The organism is Haloactinopolyspora alba (genome assembly GCF_003014555.1).
GTDB lineage: Bacteria > Actinomycetota > Actinomycetes > Jiangellales > Jiangellaceae > Haloactinopolyspora > Haloactinopolyspora alba.
In genome coordinates this window covers 24,852-39,868 of record NZ_PYGE01000019.1, presented here as the reverse complement: position 1 = coordinate 39,868, position 15,017 = coordinate 24,852, and the positions used below count along the sequence as shown (strand labels likewise).

The following is a 15,017-nucleotide window of genomic DNA, read 5'->3' as shown; positions in this document are numbered from 1 at the left end:
CCCGACGGCGCGTGCGAAGCTGAGCCGGTGAGCGTCACACATCACCACACCGACGGCGACGGCTGGGTCGAGTGCAGCTGCGGCCTGCGCCACTGGGGACACTACGGCGCCGCCGGCTTGCTGCTCGCGGACCCCGACCGGGGCGTGCTGCTGCAGCACCGCGCGCACTGGAGCCACCACGGCGGCACCTGGGGGGTGCCCGGTGGCGCCCGGGCGTCCGGCGAGACCGCCGTGCAGGCCGCGCTGCGCGAGGCCGCCGAGGAGGCGGCCGTCCCACCGGACGCGGTGCGCCCCGGCCACTGCTGGGTCGAGGACCACGGGCCGTGGTCGTACAGCACGGTCGTCGGCACCGCCACCCGGGCGGTCGACGCCGGCCCCAGCGACCCGGAGAGCCTGGACATCACCTGGGTACCGGTGGACGAGGTCGACGACCGTCCGCTGCTGCCGGCGTTCGGTGCCCTGTGGCCGCAGATCCGCGACCAGCTGCACCGCGAGCTGGTCCTGGTGGTCGACGCCGCCAACGTCGTCGGGTCCCGCCCGGACGGGTGGTGGCACGACCGCCGGGCCGCGGCCGCACGGCTCAACGACGCCCTCGGCGCCGTCGGCGCACTCCCGGCGTCCGCGCTGGAGCTACCGGCGGCGTGGTGGTGGCCGCGGATCACGCTGGTCACCGAGGGCGCCGGGCGCGGTGTGCCGGCGAGCGAGCGGGTCGACGTCGTCGAGGCGCCGGGCAGCGGCGACGACACCATCGTCGCGGTCGTCGCCGAGGCCGTCGCGCGGCGCCCGCACGACCACGTCGTGGCCGTCACCGCCGACCGTGCGCTGCGCGCCCGTGTCCGGTCGGCCGGCGGCAGCTGCGTCGGTCCGTCGGTGCTGCGCGACGCCCTGGACCGGTGAGTCAGGCGGAGCGGCGCTTCTTCGCCGGGGTCTTCTTCGGTCGCTCGTCCTCGGTGCCGCCGGCCGGCTCGTCACCACCGGACGTACCCGCGCGCTCGGCCTTCGCCTCCTCGACACTGCGCCGCAGCGCGTCCATCAGGTCGACGACCTTGCCCTCGGCCTCCGCCGGCTCGGCCGGCGCGGTGGTCTCCGCACCCTCGGCCTTCGCGTTGACGACGGCGAGCAGCGCCTCGCGGTACTCGTCGACGTAGTCGTCCGGTTCGAAGTCGCCGGAGAGTGTCTCGATGTACGACTCGGCCATCGCCATCTCCTGCTGGCGCACCTCGACGTCCTCGTCGAGGAACCCGAACTCGGGACGGCGCACCTCGTCCGGCCACAGCATCGTCTGGACCACGAGCACCCCGTCGTGGGTGCGCAGCACGGCCAGCCGCTCACGGTTGCGCAGCGCCACCTTCACCACGCCGACCCGACCGGAGCGTTCCAGCGAGTCGCGCAGCAGCGCGTACGGCTTGAGGTCGCCGGTCGGCTCGACGTAGTAGGCCCGGTTCAGCGCGGTCGGGTCGATCTGCGCGAACGGCACGAAGCCGAGCACCTCGACCGACTTCGTCGAGGCCACGGGCAAGTCAGCAAGGTCGTCGTCGTCCAGCACGACCATCTCGCCGCCGGGCAGCTCGTAGCCCTTCGCGACGTCGGCGTAGGCGACCTCCTGCCCGTCGGCCTCGCACACCCGCCGGTACCGGATGCGCCCGCCGTCGGCGGCGTGCACCTGCCGGAACGTGACGTCCTTCTCCTGGGTCGCGGCGACGAGGCGGATCGGGATCGACACCAGGCCGAACGAGATGGAGCCCTTCCACACGGTCTGCATCGACGCCCTCCCTCACTCGACTCCCACCTGGGATCATCCCTCTTCAGGGCCCGGACGGCCAACTCGGGGCCGGTCACGGGCGCAACGCGTAGCAGGCGACGGCGGTCGCGGCGGCCACGTTCAGCGAGTCCACGCCGCCCGACATCGGGATCCGTACCCGCTGGTGCGCGTCCAGCATCCAGCGCGGCGACAGCCCGTGTCCCTCGCCACCGACCAGCAGCGCCAGCCGGTCACCGTACCGTGCCTCGGCCAGCTCGACCGCGTCCGGAGCAGGGGTCAGTGCGAGCACGTCGAAGCCCGCCGTGGCCAGCAACGACGGCGTCTCGTACCAGTGCTGCACCCGGGCGTACGGGGTGGTGAACACCGCGCCCATCGACACCTTCACCGCGCGTCGGTACAACGGGTCCGCGCACCTGGGGCTCAGCAGCACCGCGTCCCAGTCCAGCGCCGCGGCACAGCGGAACACCGCACCCACGTTGGTGTGATCGACCAGGTCCTCGAGGACGACGACGCGACGCGCGTTCCGCAGGACCTCGCCGGCGTCCGGCAGCGGCGAGCGGTACAACGACGCCAGCGCCCCGCGGTGCACGTGGAAGCCGGTGACACCCTCGATGACCTCCTCCGGCGCCACGTAGCAGGGCACGTCGCCGGCGGCGTCGAGCACGTCGCCGAGCGTGTCCAGCCAGCGCGGCGCCATCAGGAACGAGCGCGGCCGGTACCCCGCCGTCACGGCCCGCCGGATCACCTTCTCGCCCTCGGCGAGGAACAGCCCGTGCTCGGCCTCCAGCGAGGTCCGCAGCTGGACGTCGCGCAGGCTGACGTAGTCCGCCAGCCGCTCGTCGCCGGTGGCGTCGATCCGCACGACCGTCGCCATCAGCCACGCACCATGACGACGACGGCGACCAGCCCGACCGTCACGACCACGCCGCGCAGCACCGCCGGCGGCAGCCGCCGGCCCACGTGCGCGCCAACCAGCCCGCCGAGCACCGCACCGAGCGCCACCGCCCCGGCGGCGGCCCAGGCGACGTCGCCGACGATCACGAACACGACGCCGGACACCAGGTTCACCAGTCCGGTCTGCACGTTCTTCACCGCGTTCAGCCGCTGCAGCGAGTCGTCCAGGGCGAGGCCGAGAACCGCCAGCATCAGCACCCCCTGAGCGGCGCCGAAATAGCCGCCGTACACCGCGGTGAGCAGCACCAGCGACCACACGACCGGGCCGCCGTGCTCGTGCGGACGCGGGCGCTCGCGCAACCGCCGGGCCAGCCACGGCTGGATCGCCACCAGCGCACAGCCCAGCACGATGAGCCCGGGAACGATCGTCTCGAACGCGCCCGGCGGCAGCCCGAGCAGCAGCAGCGCCCCCGCGACCCCGCCGAGCACACCGGCCGCGGCGAAGCGCAGCGCCCTGCCGCGCTGGCCGACGAGCTCGCGCCGGTAGCCCCACGCGCCGGCGACCGACCCCGGCACCAGCCCGACCGTGTTCGAGACGTTCGCCACGACCGGCGGATACCCCAGCGCCAGCAGGGTCGGGAACGTCACCAGGGTGCCGGAGCCGACGACGACGTTGATGGTGCCCGCCCCGAACCCCGCCGCGACGACGGCGGCGAACTCGAGCAGGCTCACTCAGCCGGCGGCGCCGGCGGCTTCGGCGGAAGCGGCGGCTCGTCGCCCGACCCGGCGTCCCTCTCCTGGGCCACCTGCGAATCCGGTTTCGGCAGCGACTCGGGCGTCGGGAGCTCCGGATCGCCCTGAGCCGGCTCGGTCGAGGCCGCGTACGCGTCCTGAAGGGCGCGCCGCACCTCCTCTTGCGCGGCGGTGACGGCGGACTCGCTCGCGGTCTCGGCCTCTTCGGCGGCCTCACTGACCTCGCGCGCATCGGCGGCCGAACCCTCGGGCAGATCGTCCGGGACGTCGTCCGAGTCCGCACCGTCTCCGCCGGCGCCCGGAAGCACGGACCCGAAGTTGCCGACCGCGGCGCCCATGCCTTCCAGCGCCTTTCCGATCTCGCTGGGCAGCACCCACACCTTGTTCGCGTCGCCCTTCGCGATCTCCGGCAGCATCTGCATGTACTGGTACGACAGCAGCTTCTGGTCGGGCTTGCCGCGGTGGATGGCGCTGAAGGTCGCACCGATGGCCTTCGCCTCACCGTCGGCGCGCAGGATCGACGACTGCTTCTCGGCCTCGGCCCGCAGGATCTGCGACTGCTTCTCGCCTTCGGCGGTGAGGATGGCCGACTGCTTCTGCCCCTCGGCGGTGAGGATCTGCGACTGCCGGACACCTTCGGCGTTCAGGATGGCCGCGCGCTTGTCGCGATCGGCGCGCATCTGCTTCTCCATGGAGTCCTGGATGGACGGCGGCGGGTCGATGGCCTTCAGCTCGACCCGGTTCACCCGGATGCCCCACTTGCCGGTGGCGTCGTCCAGCACGCCGCGCAGCGCGTTGTTGATCTCTTCACGGCTGGTCAGGGTCCGCTCGAGGTCCATGCCGCCGATGACGTTCCGCAGTGTGGTGACGGCCAGCTGCTCGATGCCCTGAATGTAGTTGGCGATCTCGTAGGTCGCCGCCTTGGGGTCGTTGACCTGGTAGTAGATGACCGTGTCGATGGACACCACCAGGTTGTCCTGGGTGATGACCGGCTGCGGCGGGAACGACACGACCTGCTCGCGCAGGTCGATCATGGGCAGGACGCGGTCGATGAACGGGACGATGACCGTCAGGCCCGGGTCGAGCGTGCGCTGGTACCGGCCCAGGCGCTCGACGATGCCCGCGCGCGCCTGCGGGACGATCCGCACCGACTTGGCGAGCGTGACCAGGACGAAGACGGCGAGCAGGACGACGACGAAGAGGACAAACGCTTGACCGGCTTCCATGGAGGACCTTTCGGCTGCTTCGAGTGCCGCGCACGCGCACGAGATCGTGTGGTGCGGCACAACCTACTACGACGGTTCGGCCGGGAACACCAGGGCCGTCGCACCGTCGATCTCGATGACGTCGACGTCGCGACCGGCTTCGATGACCGACCGGCCGTCGTAGCACCGCGCGGTCCAGACCTCACCCGCGAGCTTGATCAGTCCGTTCTCGGCGTCCACCCGCTGGACCACGACACCCTTGCGTCCCACCAGCGCCGCCGCTCCGGTGCGCGTCGCGGTGGACGAGCGCATGTGCCGCTTCGCGACCGGCCGGACGAAGCCCAGCAGTGCCACGCTCACGACGATGGCCGCCAGCGCCTGGAACACCACGCCGAACCCGGACAGCGCCACCACCGCGCCGCCGACCGCGCCGCCGGCGAGCATCAGGAACACCAGGTCGAGCGTCAGTGTCTCGACCAGGCCCAGGACGATGGCCGCGGCGAGCCACGACACCCACGCGTAGTCGCCGAGCCAGTCCCAGAACCCCTGCATTCCCTCAGCCTAGGAGGTCACGGCCGGCGACGCCCGCTGTGCCCGGGCTGCCCAGCGGCCGTCGTCGTGCTCCACCCGCAGCGGGATCCCGAAGCACTCGCTGAGCAGGCCGTCGGTCAGCGTCGCGCCGATCTCGCCGGCGCCCACGACCCGCCCCTGCGACATCAGCATGGCGTGGGTGAACCCGGGCGGGATCTCCTCGACGTGGTGCGTCACCAGCACGGTCGCCGGCGACGTGGGGTCGGCGGCGATCTCGCCGAGCGTGGCCACCAGGGTCTCGCGCCCGCCCAGGTCGAGCCCGGCCGTCGGCTCGTCGAGCAGCAACAGCTCGGGGTCGGCCATCAGCGCCCGCGCGATCTGGGTGCGCTTGCGCTCGCCTTCGGACAGCGTGCCGAACGTCCGCTCCGCCAGGTGGGCGATGGCCAGCCGGTCCAGCAGCCACCGCGCGCGGTCGTCGTCGATGTCCTCGTACGCCTCGCGCCACCGGCCGACGACGGCGTAGGCGGCGGTGCGCACGACGTCCAGCACCCGCTCGCCCGGCGGGATCCGTTCGGCCAGGGCGGCACTGGTGAGCCCGATGCGCGGGCGCAGCTCGAACACGTCCACGCCGCCGAGCAGCTCGCCGAGCACGGCCGCGTAGCCGCTGCTGGGGTGCAGCTGCGCCGCCGCCAGCTGCAGCAGGGTCGTCTTGCCGGCGCCGTTGGGACCGAGAACGACCCAGCGCTCGCCGTCGGCCACGGCCCACGTCACGTCGTCGAGCAGCCGGTTGCCGGAGCGCAGGAGCGTCACGTCGGCGAGTTCGAGCACGTCGGACATGGGTGGATGCGGCTCCTCGGTGAGTTCGCGGATCGCGGACGACCGCGACCGACTCTATCGGCTCGTCGGTAGGGTTGACGGACATGGTCACCCTGCCCCGTTCAGCGCGCCTGGCCGCGTGGGCGACGGCGTGGTTGCGCGGTGCGGCCGCGCTCGACGACGTCACCACCCGGACCTGCGCCGACGACGAGCCGCACGACGTCTCCGACATCCCCGGAACCATCGGCACGGTCAGCCTCGCGGAGGCGTTGCCGGCGCTGCGCGACGCCGGCGCCACCGCCTTCCGGGTCGCGCTGCCGGTGCCCGGCGACCCACGCGGACTGGGCGGGCCGGCCGAGCTCAACGGCGACGCCGTCGACGTCGGCGAGGTCGTGCTCACCGACGGAGCGCCGTACGCGCTGCTGCCGGACATCCAGGTCTTCGGGCCCCCGGGCGACCAGGGACACCTGGTCACCTGGACCTGCCGGAACGCCGAGCCGGCACCGCCGGGCGACTCGCTGGCCGAGGCCGACCAGGCACTGTCGGCCGCCCTGCTCGAAGCCGGGTCCGAGCTCACGGCCCTGGACGTCCCGGCGTGGCGCCCCGAGGTGGCGGCGCTGCTCGAGGACGTCCGTGAGAGCCGGGTCGCCGAGCCGTTGCCACGCGGCTTCCCCAGCCAGGCGCAGACCGTCGCGGCGCGGGCCGCCCGGCTCCGCTCGATCGTCGGCTTCGCGCTGACCGACGACGGCGGGGCCGTGTCGGCCAGCAGCGCCGAGTCCCGCCGGGCCGCGCTCACACCCCTGGAGCAGGCCGCCCGGCACGCCCTCGTCGCCGCCTGCAACTCCCTCGCCGACACCCCCTGACCTCCGCCTCGTGACGGCCACCACCCCGCCACGGCACAGCCGCCACGGTGCCGTCCCGGCACCCCCGGTAGTCTGGGGCCCCGATGACCGTCTCAACCGAACCCTCGCCCCGCACCCTCCTCGTGACGCTCAGCGGGACCGACCGCCCGGGCGTCACGGCGGCGCTGTTCTCCACGCTGTCCCCGTTCGACGTCGACGTCCTCGACGTCGAGCAGGTCACCGCACGCGGCCGGCTGGTGCTGGCCACGCTGCTGGGCGACCCGCCCGACGAGGACGCGCTGCGCCGTGAGCTGGCCGGCCTCGCCGAGCGCCTCGACGTCGACATCGACATCAGCGCCGGACACGGCGACCACCGGCGTCCGGAGGACCGCGCACACGTGACCGTCCTCGGCTCGCCACTGCGCCCGACCGCGCTCGGCGCCCTGGCGCAGGCCGTCGCCGGCTGCGGCGCCAACATCGACCGGATCGACCGGCTGGCCTCGTACCCGGTCACGTCGGTCGAGCTGGAGGTGTCCGGCGCCGACCCCGAGGCGCTCAAGGCCGAGCTGGCAGCCGTCGCCGTCGCCGAGGGCACCGACGTCGCCGTCCAGCCGTCCGGCCTGATCCGCCGGGCGAAGCGCCTGGTCATCATGGACGTCGACTCCACCCTGGTCCAGGGCGAGGTCATCGAGATGCTCGCCGAGAAGGCAGGCGTGCTGGACGAGGTGGCCAAGGTGACCGCCAGCGCCATGCGCGGCGAGCTGGACTTCGCCGAGTCGCTGCGAGCCCGCGTGCGGCTGCTCGCCGGCCTGCCCGCCTCGGCCATCGACGAGGTCCGGCACGCCGTCCAGCTCACCGCGGGGGCGAAGACACTCATCCGCACCCTCAAGCGTCTGGACTACCGCTGCGCGATCGTCAGCGGCGGGTTCAGCCAGATCACCGACGCCCTCGCCGCGGACCTCGGCATCGACTACGCGGCCGCGAACACGCTCGAGGTCGTGGACGGCAGGCTCACCGGCGACCTGGTCGGGCCGATCCTGGACAGGCCGGGCAAGGCGGCCGCGCTCACCCGTTTCGCCGCTGAGGAGGGCGTGCCGCTGTCGCAGACCATCGCCGTCGGCGACGGCGCGAACGACCTCGACATGATCGCGACCGCCGGACTGGGCGTCGCGTTCAACGCGAAGCCGGTGGTCCAGGACGCCGCCGACACCGCAGTGAACGTGCCGTACCTGGACGCGGTGCTCTACCTGCTGGGCATCAGCCGCGCCGACATCGAGGCGGCCGACGCCGCGGACGGGACGCCGACACCGGCGCCTCCGCTGTCCTAGTTCAGCCGCGGGCGACGGCGAACGCGGTCAGCCGGGCGGTTCCCGGGTCGAGCGCCGACCACTCGGTGGACACCCGGAACATCGCCAGCGACGACGTGGGCATCCCGGTGCGCAGCCGGGTCGTGTCCTCGACCGTGGATTCGCCGTCGTCGAGCGCGTTGGCGAGCGAGCTGATCCCGGGGTTGTGGGCGACGACGACGGCGCTGGGCCCGTCCTCCGGGAGCGAGCGGATCAGTTCGAGCAGCTCGCCCGCGCCGGCGTAGTAGGCCTCGTCGGTGAACCGGGCCTCCGGCGCGGTCGCGAGTTCTCCGGCCAGCAGCTGGAACGTCTCCTGCGTCCGAGCCGCGCTCGAGACCAGCGCCACCTGCGGCGCCGTGCCGGCGGACTGTAACCACCGGCCGACCTCGGGCGCGTCGCGCCGGCCCTGCTCGGACAGCGGGCGTTCGTGATCCGGGACACCTTCGGGGTTCGCCGCCTTGGCGTGGCGGACGAGGACGAGTGTTTTCACCACCTGCGCCAGCCTAGGACAGATCGGCCTCTAGTAACTTGCAGGCAGCGCGATGTGCCGTCGATGCACCGAGACGGCATCATGGTCTTGATCGTCCCGATCTGGTAAGGATTCGCTGTGGAGATCACCGTGCCCGACACCCCCGCACCAGACGTTCCCCAGCCGCCGAACCAGGCCCAGCCCACGCCGCCGGTGGCCAGTTCACGAGCCGACCTGCGACACCGGCTCAACACCGCGACGTCCGGTTTCGAGGCGCCGCTGGCCGCCGTGGACATGGAGGCCTGGGACGCCAACGCCGCGGACCTGGTGCGACGGGCCGCAGGTGTGCCCGTGCGGGTGGCGAGCAAGGCACTGCGCAGCCGGACGCTGCTGCGCGACGTTCTCGCGCGCGACGGGTTCCACGGCGTGCTGGCACTGACGCTGTCGGAGGCGCTGTGGCTCGTGGCCACCGGGCTGTGCGAGGACGTCGTCGTCGGCTACCCCAGCGCGGACCGGCGCGGGCTGACCCGCCTGGCCGGCGACGAGGATCTCGCGGACAAGATCACGCTGATGGTCGACGACGTCGCGCAGCTCGACCTGGTGGACGCCGTCGCGTCGGCCGACGACCGCGCGGAGGTCCGCGTCTGCCTCGAACTCGACCTGTCGTGGCGCCCTCTCGGCGGCCGGATGCGCATCGGCGCGAAACGCTCGCCACTGCACACCGTCGACGACATCGTGCGCCTCGCCCGGGCGGTGGAGTCCCGCCCGGGGTTCCGCCTGGTCGGCATCATGGGCTACGAGTCGCAGATCGCCGGTGTGCAGGACGTGCCTCCCGGCGGCGGATGGCGTGCCAGGCAGATCCGTTACATGCAGAAGCGCTCGTGGGCCGAGCTCGCCGAGCGTCGGGCCGCCGCGGTGGAGGCGGTGCGTCAGGTCGCCGATCTCGAGTTCGTCAACGGCGGCGGCAGCGGGTCGGTGGAGCGCACGGTGTCGGACCCGTCGGTCACCGAGGTGACGGCGGGGTCGGGGTTGCTGGCGCCGCGCCTGTTCGACGGCTACACCAGCTTCTCGCCGCGACCGGCGGCGTTCTTCGCGGTGCCGGTGGTCCGGCGGCCCGGGCCGGGCATCGTCACCGTCGCGGGCGGCGGCTACGTCGCCAGCGGCGCGGCGGGCACCGACCGGCTGCCGGTGCCGTGGCTGCCCGAGGGACTGCGCCTCGACGCCGCCGAGGGCGCCGGCGAGGCGCAGACGCCGCTGCTGGGCACGCCGGCCGACGACCTCGCCATCGGTGACCGGGTCTGGTTCCGGCACGGTAAGGCCGGCGAGCTGTCCGAGCGGTTCGACTCGTACTACCTCGTGCGCGGCGAGCGCCTGGTCGACACCGTCGCCACGTACCGTGGCGACGGCAAGACGTTCCTGTGACCTCACCCGGCCTCACCCACCGGGGTAACGCACCCGCCACCGGGTGTCGGGCCCGTGGTCGCCGTGCAGCTCGCGGGCCCGGGTGAACTCCCAGACGAGATCGTCGGCGAGTTCGAGGATCGTGCCCCTGCCCTCCACCTCGAAGGCCAGGGCCGGGGGCAGCGCGGTCTCACCGTGCCACGCGCCCAGGATGTTGCCGCAGATCGACCCCGTGGAGTCGCTGTCTCCGCCGTGCGTGACCGACAGCGCCAGCGCGTCGCCGAAGCGTTCGGGCTCGGGCTCGGCCGCTGCGGCGCACACGGCGATGGCGAGGGCCTCGTGGGCCGTCCAGCCGCCGCCGAGCGCTTCGAGCACAGCCGGCGTCACCGGTGCGGTCCGGGCGGCGTGGCGCGCCGCCTCGAGCGCCCGGGAGGTCTCGTCGTGCGCCTGGTGCTGTGACAGCTCGGCCGCCGCCGCGTCGAGCGCGGCATCGAGATCGTCGCCGGCGACGAGCCTCGCGACGATGACGGCCAGCGTTCCCGCGGCCAGCGTGCCGGTGGGGTGTCCGTGGGTGTACGCGGCTGCCTCGGCCGCCATCGCGAACACCTGCTCGTCCGGCCACGTCCCCGGCGCCATCAACCCGAACGGTGCGCTGCGCATCACCGTCCCGCATCCCTTGGAATGGTTCACGGCCGGCGTGCCGTACCTGGCGATGCGCGTGCCGCCGTCGCGTGCGTCCTGCAGGGCGTTCATGCACGTCGTTCCCGGGGCACGGCGCGCGTAGAGCCAGCTCTGCCCGGCGAGCCAGCCGCTGACCGGGCCGGACGGCCCCGGCAGGAGCTGGGTGTCGAGCCAGCGGTCGTACGCGGCATGGACGACGGCGACGGTGAACCCGATGCCCCGATCGGTGCGCACCCCCGCGCGGATCAGCCCTTCCGCGGTGAACAGCGTCATCTGGGTGTCGTCGGTGACCAGGCCGTACCGCTGGTCGTCCGGAGCGGCCGGCAGGTACTCGCGCACGCCGGCGGGTCCGCACCGCTGCTCGATCTCGTCGAGAGCGAGAAACTCGACCGGCGCACCGAGCGCGTCGCCCACCGCCCCGCCGAGCAGGCACCCACGCACCCGCGACCGGTAGTCCTCCAGTGCCCGCCTCGTCCACGCCATGGGCGCCATGTCATCACACCACCACCGACTAGGCTCGCCCGCGTGCCCGTCATCGCTCTCGACACGCTGGCCGCACGTATCCGGGCGGCTCCCGCTGGCGCCGGCGACACGACGACGGTCGCCGTCGACGGCCCGTCGAGCTCGGGCAAGACGACGCTCGCCGCCGCGGTGGCGGCCCGCCTCGACGCCGCGGTGGTGCACATGGACGACCTGTATCCCGGCTGGGACGGCCTCGCGGCGGGGGCCCGGAACGTCGCCGACGAGGTACTGGCGCCGCTGGCCGCGGGCCGGCCGGCGCGCTACCGCCGCTGGGACTGGCACCGCGGCACGTACGGCGAGTGGGTGGACGTCCCGCCCGCGCCGGTGCTGCTGATCGAGGGCTGTGGCAGCGGATCGGCGGCCGCGGCGCCGTATCTGTCGATACTGATCTGGGTCGACGCGCCGCCGGAGGTGCGCAAGCGGCGCGGCCTCGCCCGGGACGGCGACACGTTCGCCCCGCACTGGGACCGCTGGGCACGGCAGGAGGAGGCACTGTTCACCGCGGACCGGACCCGCGAGCGCGCCGACCTGCGCATCGACACGTCCCGGCCGCACGAGCCCGGGACCGAGACCGTCGTCTGTGTACCGTGAGGCACATGCGCGTCGCCGAGCTGAACATCCACCCGATCAAGTCCACGCGGGCACTCCCGGTCACCGATGCGAGGGTCGAGCCGTGGGGGCTGGCCGACGACCGCCGGTGGATGGTCGTCGACGGCGACGGCTCCGTGGTCACCGCGCGCGAGCACCGCGACCTGCTCGGCGTGACGGCCACGCCGCTCGGCCCCGGGCGGGTACGGCTCGACGGACCGCACGCCGCCGGCATCGACGTGGACGCGACCACGTCTTCCGACGTTCGCCCGGTGCAGGTGCACAGCAGCAAGCTGGACGCGACCTACGCCGGCCCGGCCGCCGACACGTGGCTGTCCGAGCTGCTCGACGTCGACGTCCGGCTCGTGTGGCTCGACGACCCCACCCGCAGGCCGGTCGATCCGGCGTACGGGACGGCGGACGACCGGGTCAGCTTGGCCGACGCCTACCCGCTGCTGCTCGCGACCACGGCGTCACTACGGCAGTTGAACGACTGGATCGCCGAGACCGCCCTGGAACGCGGCGAGGACGCACCGGAGCCGCTGCCGATGCGCCGGTTCCGTCCGAACGTCGTCGTCGAGGGGGCGGCGCCGTTCGCCGAGGACGGCTGGGGTCGCGTGCGGATCGGTTCCGTCGAGTACCGGGTGGTCAAGGCCTGTGACAGGTGTGTGATGACGACCATCGATCCGGTGACGTTGGCCACGGGCAAGGAGCCGCTGCGCACCCTGGCGCGGCACCGCCGGTGGGACGGCAAGGTCTGGTTCGCCACGAACCTGATCCCGGACGGCCCTGGCCGCATCGCCGTCGGCGATGACGTCACCGTCCTGGACTGAGCGGCCCGGCTGTTGCGGCTCAGGGCGTGGCCGGCAGGTGCTCGCCGCATCTCGCCAGCCCGGTAAAACCACCCAAGGATCGGGAGCGGATCTCACCCTGGGGAGTCCGTGATCATTCCGTGATGCCTGGAACCCGTTGCCTGCAGATTGATTCGAACATGTGTCTGATACAGTAGTGGTCATGTTCGACGGCTGGGGCGGTGAGGGTGACTCGGTGGGCTGGCTGCCCACCGAGTACTTGCTGCCGCGGAGCCTCGACGACGTAGCGGCCCCGGTGGTGCCGGATCACCTGACCGCGCGGGATGCGGCGTGGCGCCCGGATGTCACGGCGCTACCCGAGGCGGACGGTGCCGCCGATGATCCGGACGGCTGGGCGCTGCCTGGTCCGGCGGAGTGGTTCGCGGGCCCGATGGACCAGTTGGATTCCGCACCTCCTGACGACGCTGATCGTTCCGTGCTGTGCGAACTGGCGACGGCGGTGGACCGAGAGCCGTTGCTGGTGGCTCCCGATCACGGCGAGCCGTACAGCATGATCGATGACGGACGCGGCAAGATGGTCCGCACGGCGTCCGGGGTGGCCCCGGGTGCCGCGCTCGCCGGGCTACTGGAACGGCTTGTCGCTCCGACCGTTTCGACGGCTCCCGACGCCGCTGTTTCGCCTGCAGCCGCGGCTGGTGGCCTGCTCGACTCAGATGCCGGCGCCGGGGCGGCTGGTCTGGCGGGAGTCAGTGATCTCGAGCTGGGCGAGGTCGCGGCGGCGTGTCAGCGGTTGGCCTCCTGGGCCCGCGGCACTCAGGCCGCGGCGATCGCCGAGTTGTCCCGCCGTCCGGACATGCAGCCGCTGCCGTCCGGCACCGGGTTCGGGGCAGTGTCGGCACGGTCGTGTACCGCATTGGAGGTCTCCGGCGCGCTCCAGCTCACGTCGGGGCAGGCCGAGAACCTCGTGGCCGAATCCGTCGAGCTGGCACAGGACTTCCCCGCCACGCATGCCGCGCTGTCGGCGGGGGTGATCGATGAGCGGCGCGCCCGGGTCGTCCAGACAGAGCTGCGCACGGTGGAGCGTGAGACAGCCCATCTGGTCGAGGCGGCTGCACTTGCTCAGGCCGCTACGATGAACACGCGGCAGTTGCGTCGCAAGATCAAAATGTTGGTGCACCGGCTCGCTCCGGTCGCCAGCGAAGAGCGGCACCGCGCGGCGCGGGAGCGTCGTCATGCCCGGTTCTCCCCGGCCGAGGACGGCATGACCTGGGTCGAGGCGCTGCTGCCTGCCGAAGACGCCGCCGCGTTGAAGGCCGTCTTCGAAGCCGGTCAGAGAACCCTCAAACACCGCGACAGCATGACCGGTGACCCCCAGGCACGTACCGCGGACCAGCGCCGCGCCGACACCCTGGCTCGGCTCGCCTGGGCCGCCCTGACGACCGGGCGCATCGAACCTGCCGCAACCGGCGCCGCTCAACCGGCTGGAACAGATGCCTCGGCCGGTACAGACACCTCGGGCAGCGCGGCCTCCGCAGACGACGCAGACAGCGCAGCCTCAGCGGGCGATGCCGCCGCGACACGTGACGTGGCCGAAACCTCGGACGAGTTCCCGGAGCAAGCAGCGGGCCAAGACGGGCACACGCCCCAGCGCCCGGCCCCCGGCACAGGCGGAACGCTCGGCGCATTCAGCGCTCAGGGCGCAGATGGCGCTCATGACTTCACGGGGGCTGGACCCGCGGACGTGTGTCCCGCCTGTGGCGGTGGGTTGAAGCTGGCCAGCGCGCACAGACGCCCGGTGGCCGTCAACGTCACCGTGCCGTTGTCCACGCTGCTGGGGCTGGACGAACATCCTGGCGAGCTTGACGGCTACGGCCCCATTTCGGCCGACGTCGCGCGGCATCTGTCCATCGCAGGACTCTGGCGCTGGGTGGGCACAGACGCCGTCGACGGCGCCGTGCTCTCCCACGGCCGCGCTCGCTACACCCCCACCCAGGACTTGATCGACCACGTCATCCTCCGCGACCGCGCTTGCAAAGCCCCCGGCTGCGACGCGCCAGCCCAGGTGTGCGAACTCGACCACTCGATCCACTACCCGGTCGGACCCACCGCGGCGTGCAACCTCGGCCTGTTCTGCAAGAAGCACCACCTGGTCAAGCACCGCACCCGCTGGCGCATCGAGCAGCCGCGCCCTGGTGAGTTCCGCTGGGTCTCGCCCACCGGCCGCACCGGTGACGTCCGCCGGACGGAAGTCGGACACCAACCACCTGATCCACCCGATCCACCCGATCCACCCGATCCACCCGATCCACCCGGCCCATCCGGCTCCGGGCAACGACCGGATCCTGCCGACGACCTCCCGCCGTTCTGAACGGCAACGCCATGACCACCGATCCAA

General features: G+C 72.8%; 14 protein-coding genes and 1 pseudogene. 7 read left to right on the top strand and 8 right to left on the bottom strand.

The genetic code is table 11. The features are described 5' to 3' along the window. Positions 1-27: 27 nt before the first annotated feature. Positions 28-897 (top strand): NUDIX domain-containing protein, encoded by an 870-nt coding sequence (locus tag CLV30_RS20685; RefSeq protein WP_106539141.1) that lies wholly within the window; start codon positions 28-30, stop codon positions 895-897. 1 nt (position 898) lies between these two features. Here CLV30_RS20685 and ku read toward each other — a convergent pair whose 3' ends face one another. The 6 genes and pseudogenes from ku to CLV30_RS20655 form a co-directional block, all read right to left on the bottom strand. Beyond that, complete coding sequence (ku, locus tag CLV30_RS20680) at positions 899-1,762, bottom strand: non-homologous end joining protein Ku (protein WP_106539140.1); 864 nt, start codon at positions 1,760-1,762, stop codon at positions 899-901. A gap of 73 nt (positions 1,763-1,835) precedes the next feature. Further along, complete coding sequence (locus tag CLV30_RS20675) at positions 1,836-2,636, bottom strand: TrmH family RNA methyltransferase (protein ID WP_106539139.1); 801 nt, start codon at positions 2,634-2,636, stop codon at positions 1,836-1,838. Continuing rightward, positions 2,636-3,388 (bottom strand): sulfite exporter TauE/SafE family protein, encoded by a 753-nt coding sequence (locus tag CLV30_RS20670; protein ID WP_106539138.1) that lies wholly within the window; start codon positions 3,386-3,388, stop codon positions 2,636-2,638. Before CLV30_RS20670 ends, CLV30_RS20675 begins: the two co-directional genes overlap by 1 nt. Positions 3,389-3,669: 281 nt before the next feature. Beyond that, a pseudogene (locus CLV30_RS20665) lies at positions 3,670-4,635 on the bottom strand (SPFH domain-containing protein); the annotation flags it as partial. A gap of 66 nt (positions 4,636-4,701) precedes the next feature. Further along, positions 4,702-5,166 (bottom strand): NfeD family protein, encoded by a 465-nt coding sequence (locus tag CLV30_RS20660; protein ID WP_106539136.1) that lies wholly within the window; start codon positions 5,164-5,166, stop codon positions 4,702-4,704. A 9-nt stretch (positions 5,167-5,175) separates the two neighbouring features. Continuing rightward, on the bottom strand, positions 5,176-5,982 hold the full coding sequence (locus CLV30_RS20655) for an ABC transporter ATP-binding protein (protein WP_106539135.1): 807 nt from the start codon (positions 5,980-5,982) through the stop codon (positions 5,176-5,178). Between the two features lie 83 nt (positions 5,983-6,065). On the opposite strand from CLV30_RS20655, the gene CLV30_RS20650 reads away from it, so the two are divergent. Further along, the gene (locus CLV30_RS20650; protein WP_106539134.1) at positions 6,066-6,824 is read left to right on the top strand and encodes a hypothetical protein; all 759 of its coding nucleotides are present in this window, start codon (positions 6,066-6,068) and stop codon (positions 6,822-6,824) included. A gap of 83 nt (positions 6,825-6,907) precedes the next feature. Next, positions 6,908-8,131: a phosphoserine phosphatase SerB gene (gene serB, locus CLV30_RS20645; protein ID WP_106539133.1), complete on the top strand. Its 1,224-nt coding sequence runs from the start codon at positions 6,908-6,910 to the stop codon at positions 8,129-8,131. Between the two features lies 1 nt (position 8,132). On the opposite strand, the gene CLV30_RS20640 is transcribed toward serB, so the two are convergent. Next, positions 8,133-8,642 carry a SixA phosphatase family protein gene (locus CLV30_RS20640; protein ID WP_165358707.1) on the bottom strand — a complete coding sequence of 170 codons (510 nt, stop codon included), beginning with the start codon at positions 8,640-8,642 and terminating at the stop codon, positions 8,133-8,135. Positions 8,643-8,831: 189 nt separating this feature from the next. Between CLV30_RS20640 and CLV30_RS20635 the strand changes: the two genes are divergently transcribed. Continuing rightward, positions 8,832-10,040: an amino acid deaminase/aldolase gene (locus CLV30_RS20635; protein WP_420842012.1), complete on the top strand. Its 1,209-nt coding sequence runs from the start codon at positions 8,832-8,834 to the stop codon at positions 10,038-10,040. A gap of 12 nt (positions 10,041-10,052) precedes the next feature. On the opposite strand, the gene CLV30_RS20630 is transcribed toward CLV30_RS20635, so the two are convergent. Next, on the bottom strand, positions 10,053-11,183 hold the full coding sequence (locus CLV30_RS20630; RefSeq protein ID WP_205741018.1) for an ADP-ribosylglycohydrolase family protein: 1,131 nt from the start codon (positions 11,181-11,183) through the stop codon (positions 10,053-10,055). Between the two features lie 42 nt (positions 11,184-11,225). Between CLV30_RS20630 and CLV30_RS20625 the strand changes: the two genes are divergently transcribed. The 3 genes from CLV30_RS20625 (at position 11,226) to CLV30_RS20615 (ending at position 14,990) form a co-directional block, all read left to right on the top strand. Beyond that, entirely contained in the window at positions 11,226-11,813 is a 588-nt protein-coding gene (locus tag CLV30_RS20625) for a nucleoside/nucleotide kinase family protein (RefSeq protein WP_205741017.1), read from the top strand. Positions 11,814-11,818: 5 nt separating this feature from the next. Further along, positions 11,819-12,643: an MOSC domain-containing protein gene (locus tag CLV30_RS20620; RefSeq protein ID WP_106539130.1), complete on the top strand. Its 825-nt coding sequence runs from the start codon at positions 11,819-11,821 to the stop codon at positions 12,641-12,643. Positions 12,644-12,824: 181 nt separating this feature from the next. Beyond that, positions 12,825-14,990 carry an HNH endonuclease signature motif containing protein gene (locus CLV30_RS20615; protein WP_129711074.1) on the top strand — a complete coding sequence of 722 codons (2,166 nt, stop codon included), beginning with the start codon at positions 12,825-12,827 and terminating at the stop codon, positions 14,988-14,990. Positions 14,991-15,017: the final 27 nt, after the last annotated feature.

What these genes read in the sequence shown, in the direction of transcription:
- CLV30_RS20675 (WP_106539139.1), bottom strand. Translation starts at nt 2,636, where the DNA reads ATGGCGACGGTCGTGCGGATCGACGCCACCGGCGACGAGCGGCTGGCG.
- CLV30_RS20620 (WP_106539130.1), top strand. Translation starts at nt 11,819, where the DNA reads ATGCGCGTCGCCGAGCTGAACATCCACCCGATCAAGTCCACGCGGGCA.
- ku (WP_106539140.1), bottom strand. Translation starts at nt 1,762, where the DNA reads ATGCAGACCGTGTGGAAGGGCTCCATCTCGTTCGGCCTGGTGTCGATC.
- CLV30_RS20660 (WP_106539136.1), bottom strand. Translation starts at nt 5,166, where the DNA reads ATGCAGGGGTTCTGGGACTGGCTCGGCGACTACGCGTGGGTGTCGTGG.
- CLV30_RS20655 (WP_106539135.1), bottom strand. Translation starts at nt 5,982, where the DNA reads ATGTCCGACGTGCTCGAACTCGCCGACGTGACGCTCCTGCGCTCCGGC.
- CLV30_RS20630 (WP_205741018.1), bottom strand. Translation starts at nt 11,183, where the DNA reads ATGGCGTGGACGAGGCGGGCACTGGAGGACTACCGGTCGCGGGTGCGT.
- CLV30_RS20650 (WP_106539134.1), top strand. Translation starts at nt 6,066, where the DNA reads ATGGTCACCCTGCCCCGTTCAGCGCGCCTGGCCGCGTGGGCGACGGCG.
- serB (WP_106539133.1), top strand. Translation starts at nt 6,908, where the DNA reads ATGACCGTCTCAACCGAACCCTCGCCCCGCACCCTCCTCGTGACGCTC.
- CLV30_RS20615 (WP_129711074.1), top strand. Translation starts at nt 12,825, where the DNA reads ATGTTCGACGGCTGGGGCGGTGAGGGTGACTCGGTGGGCTGGCTGCCC.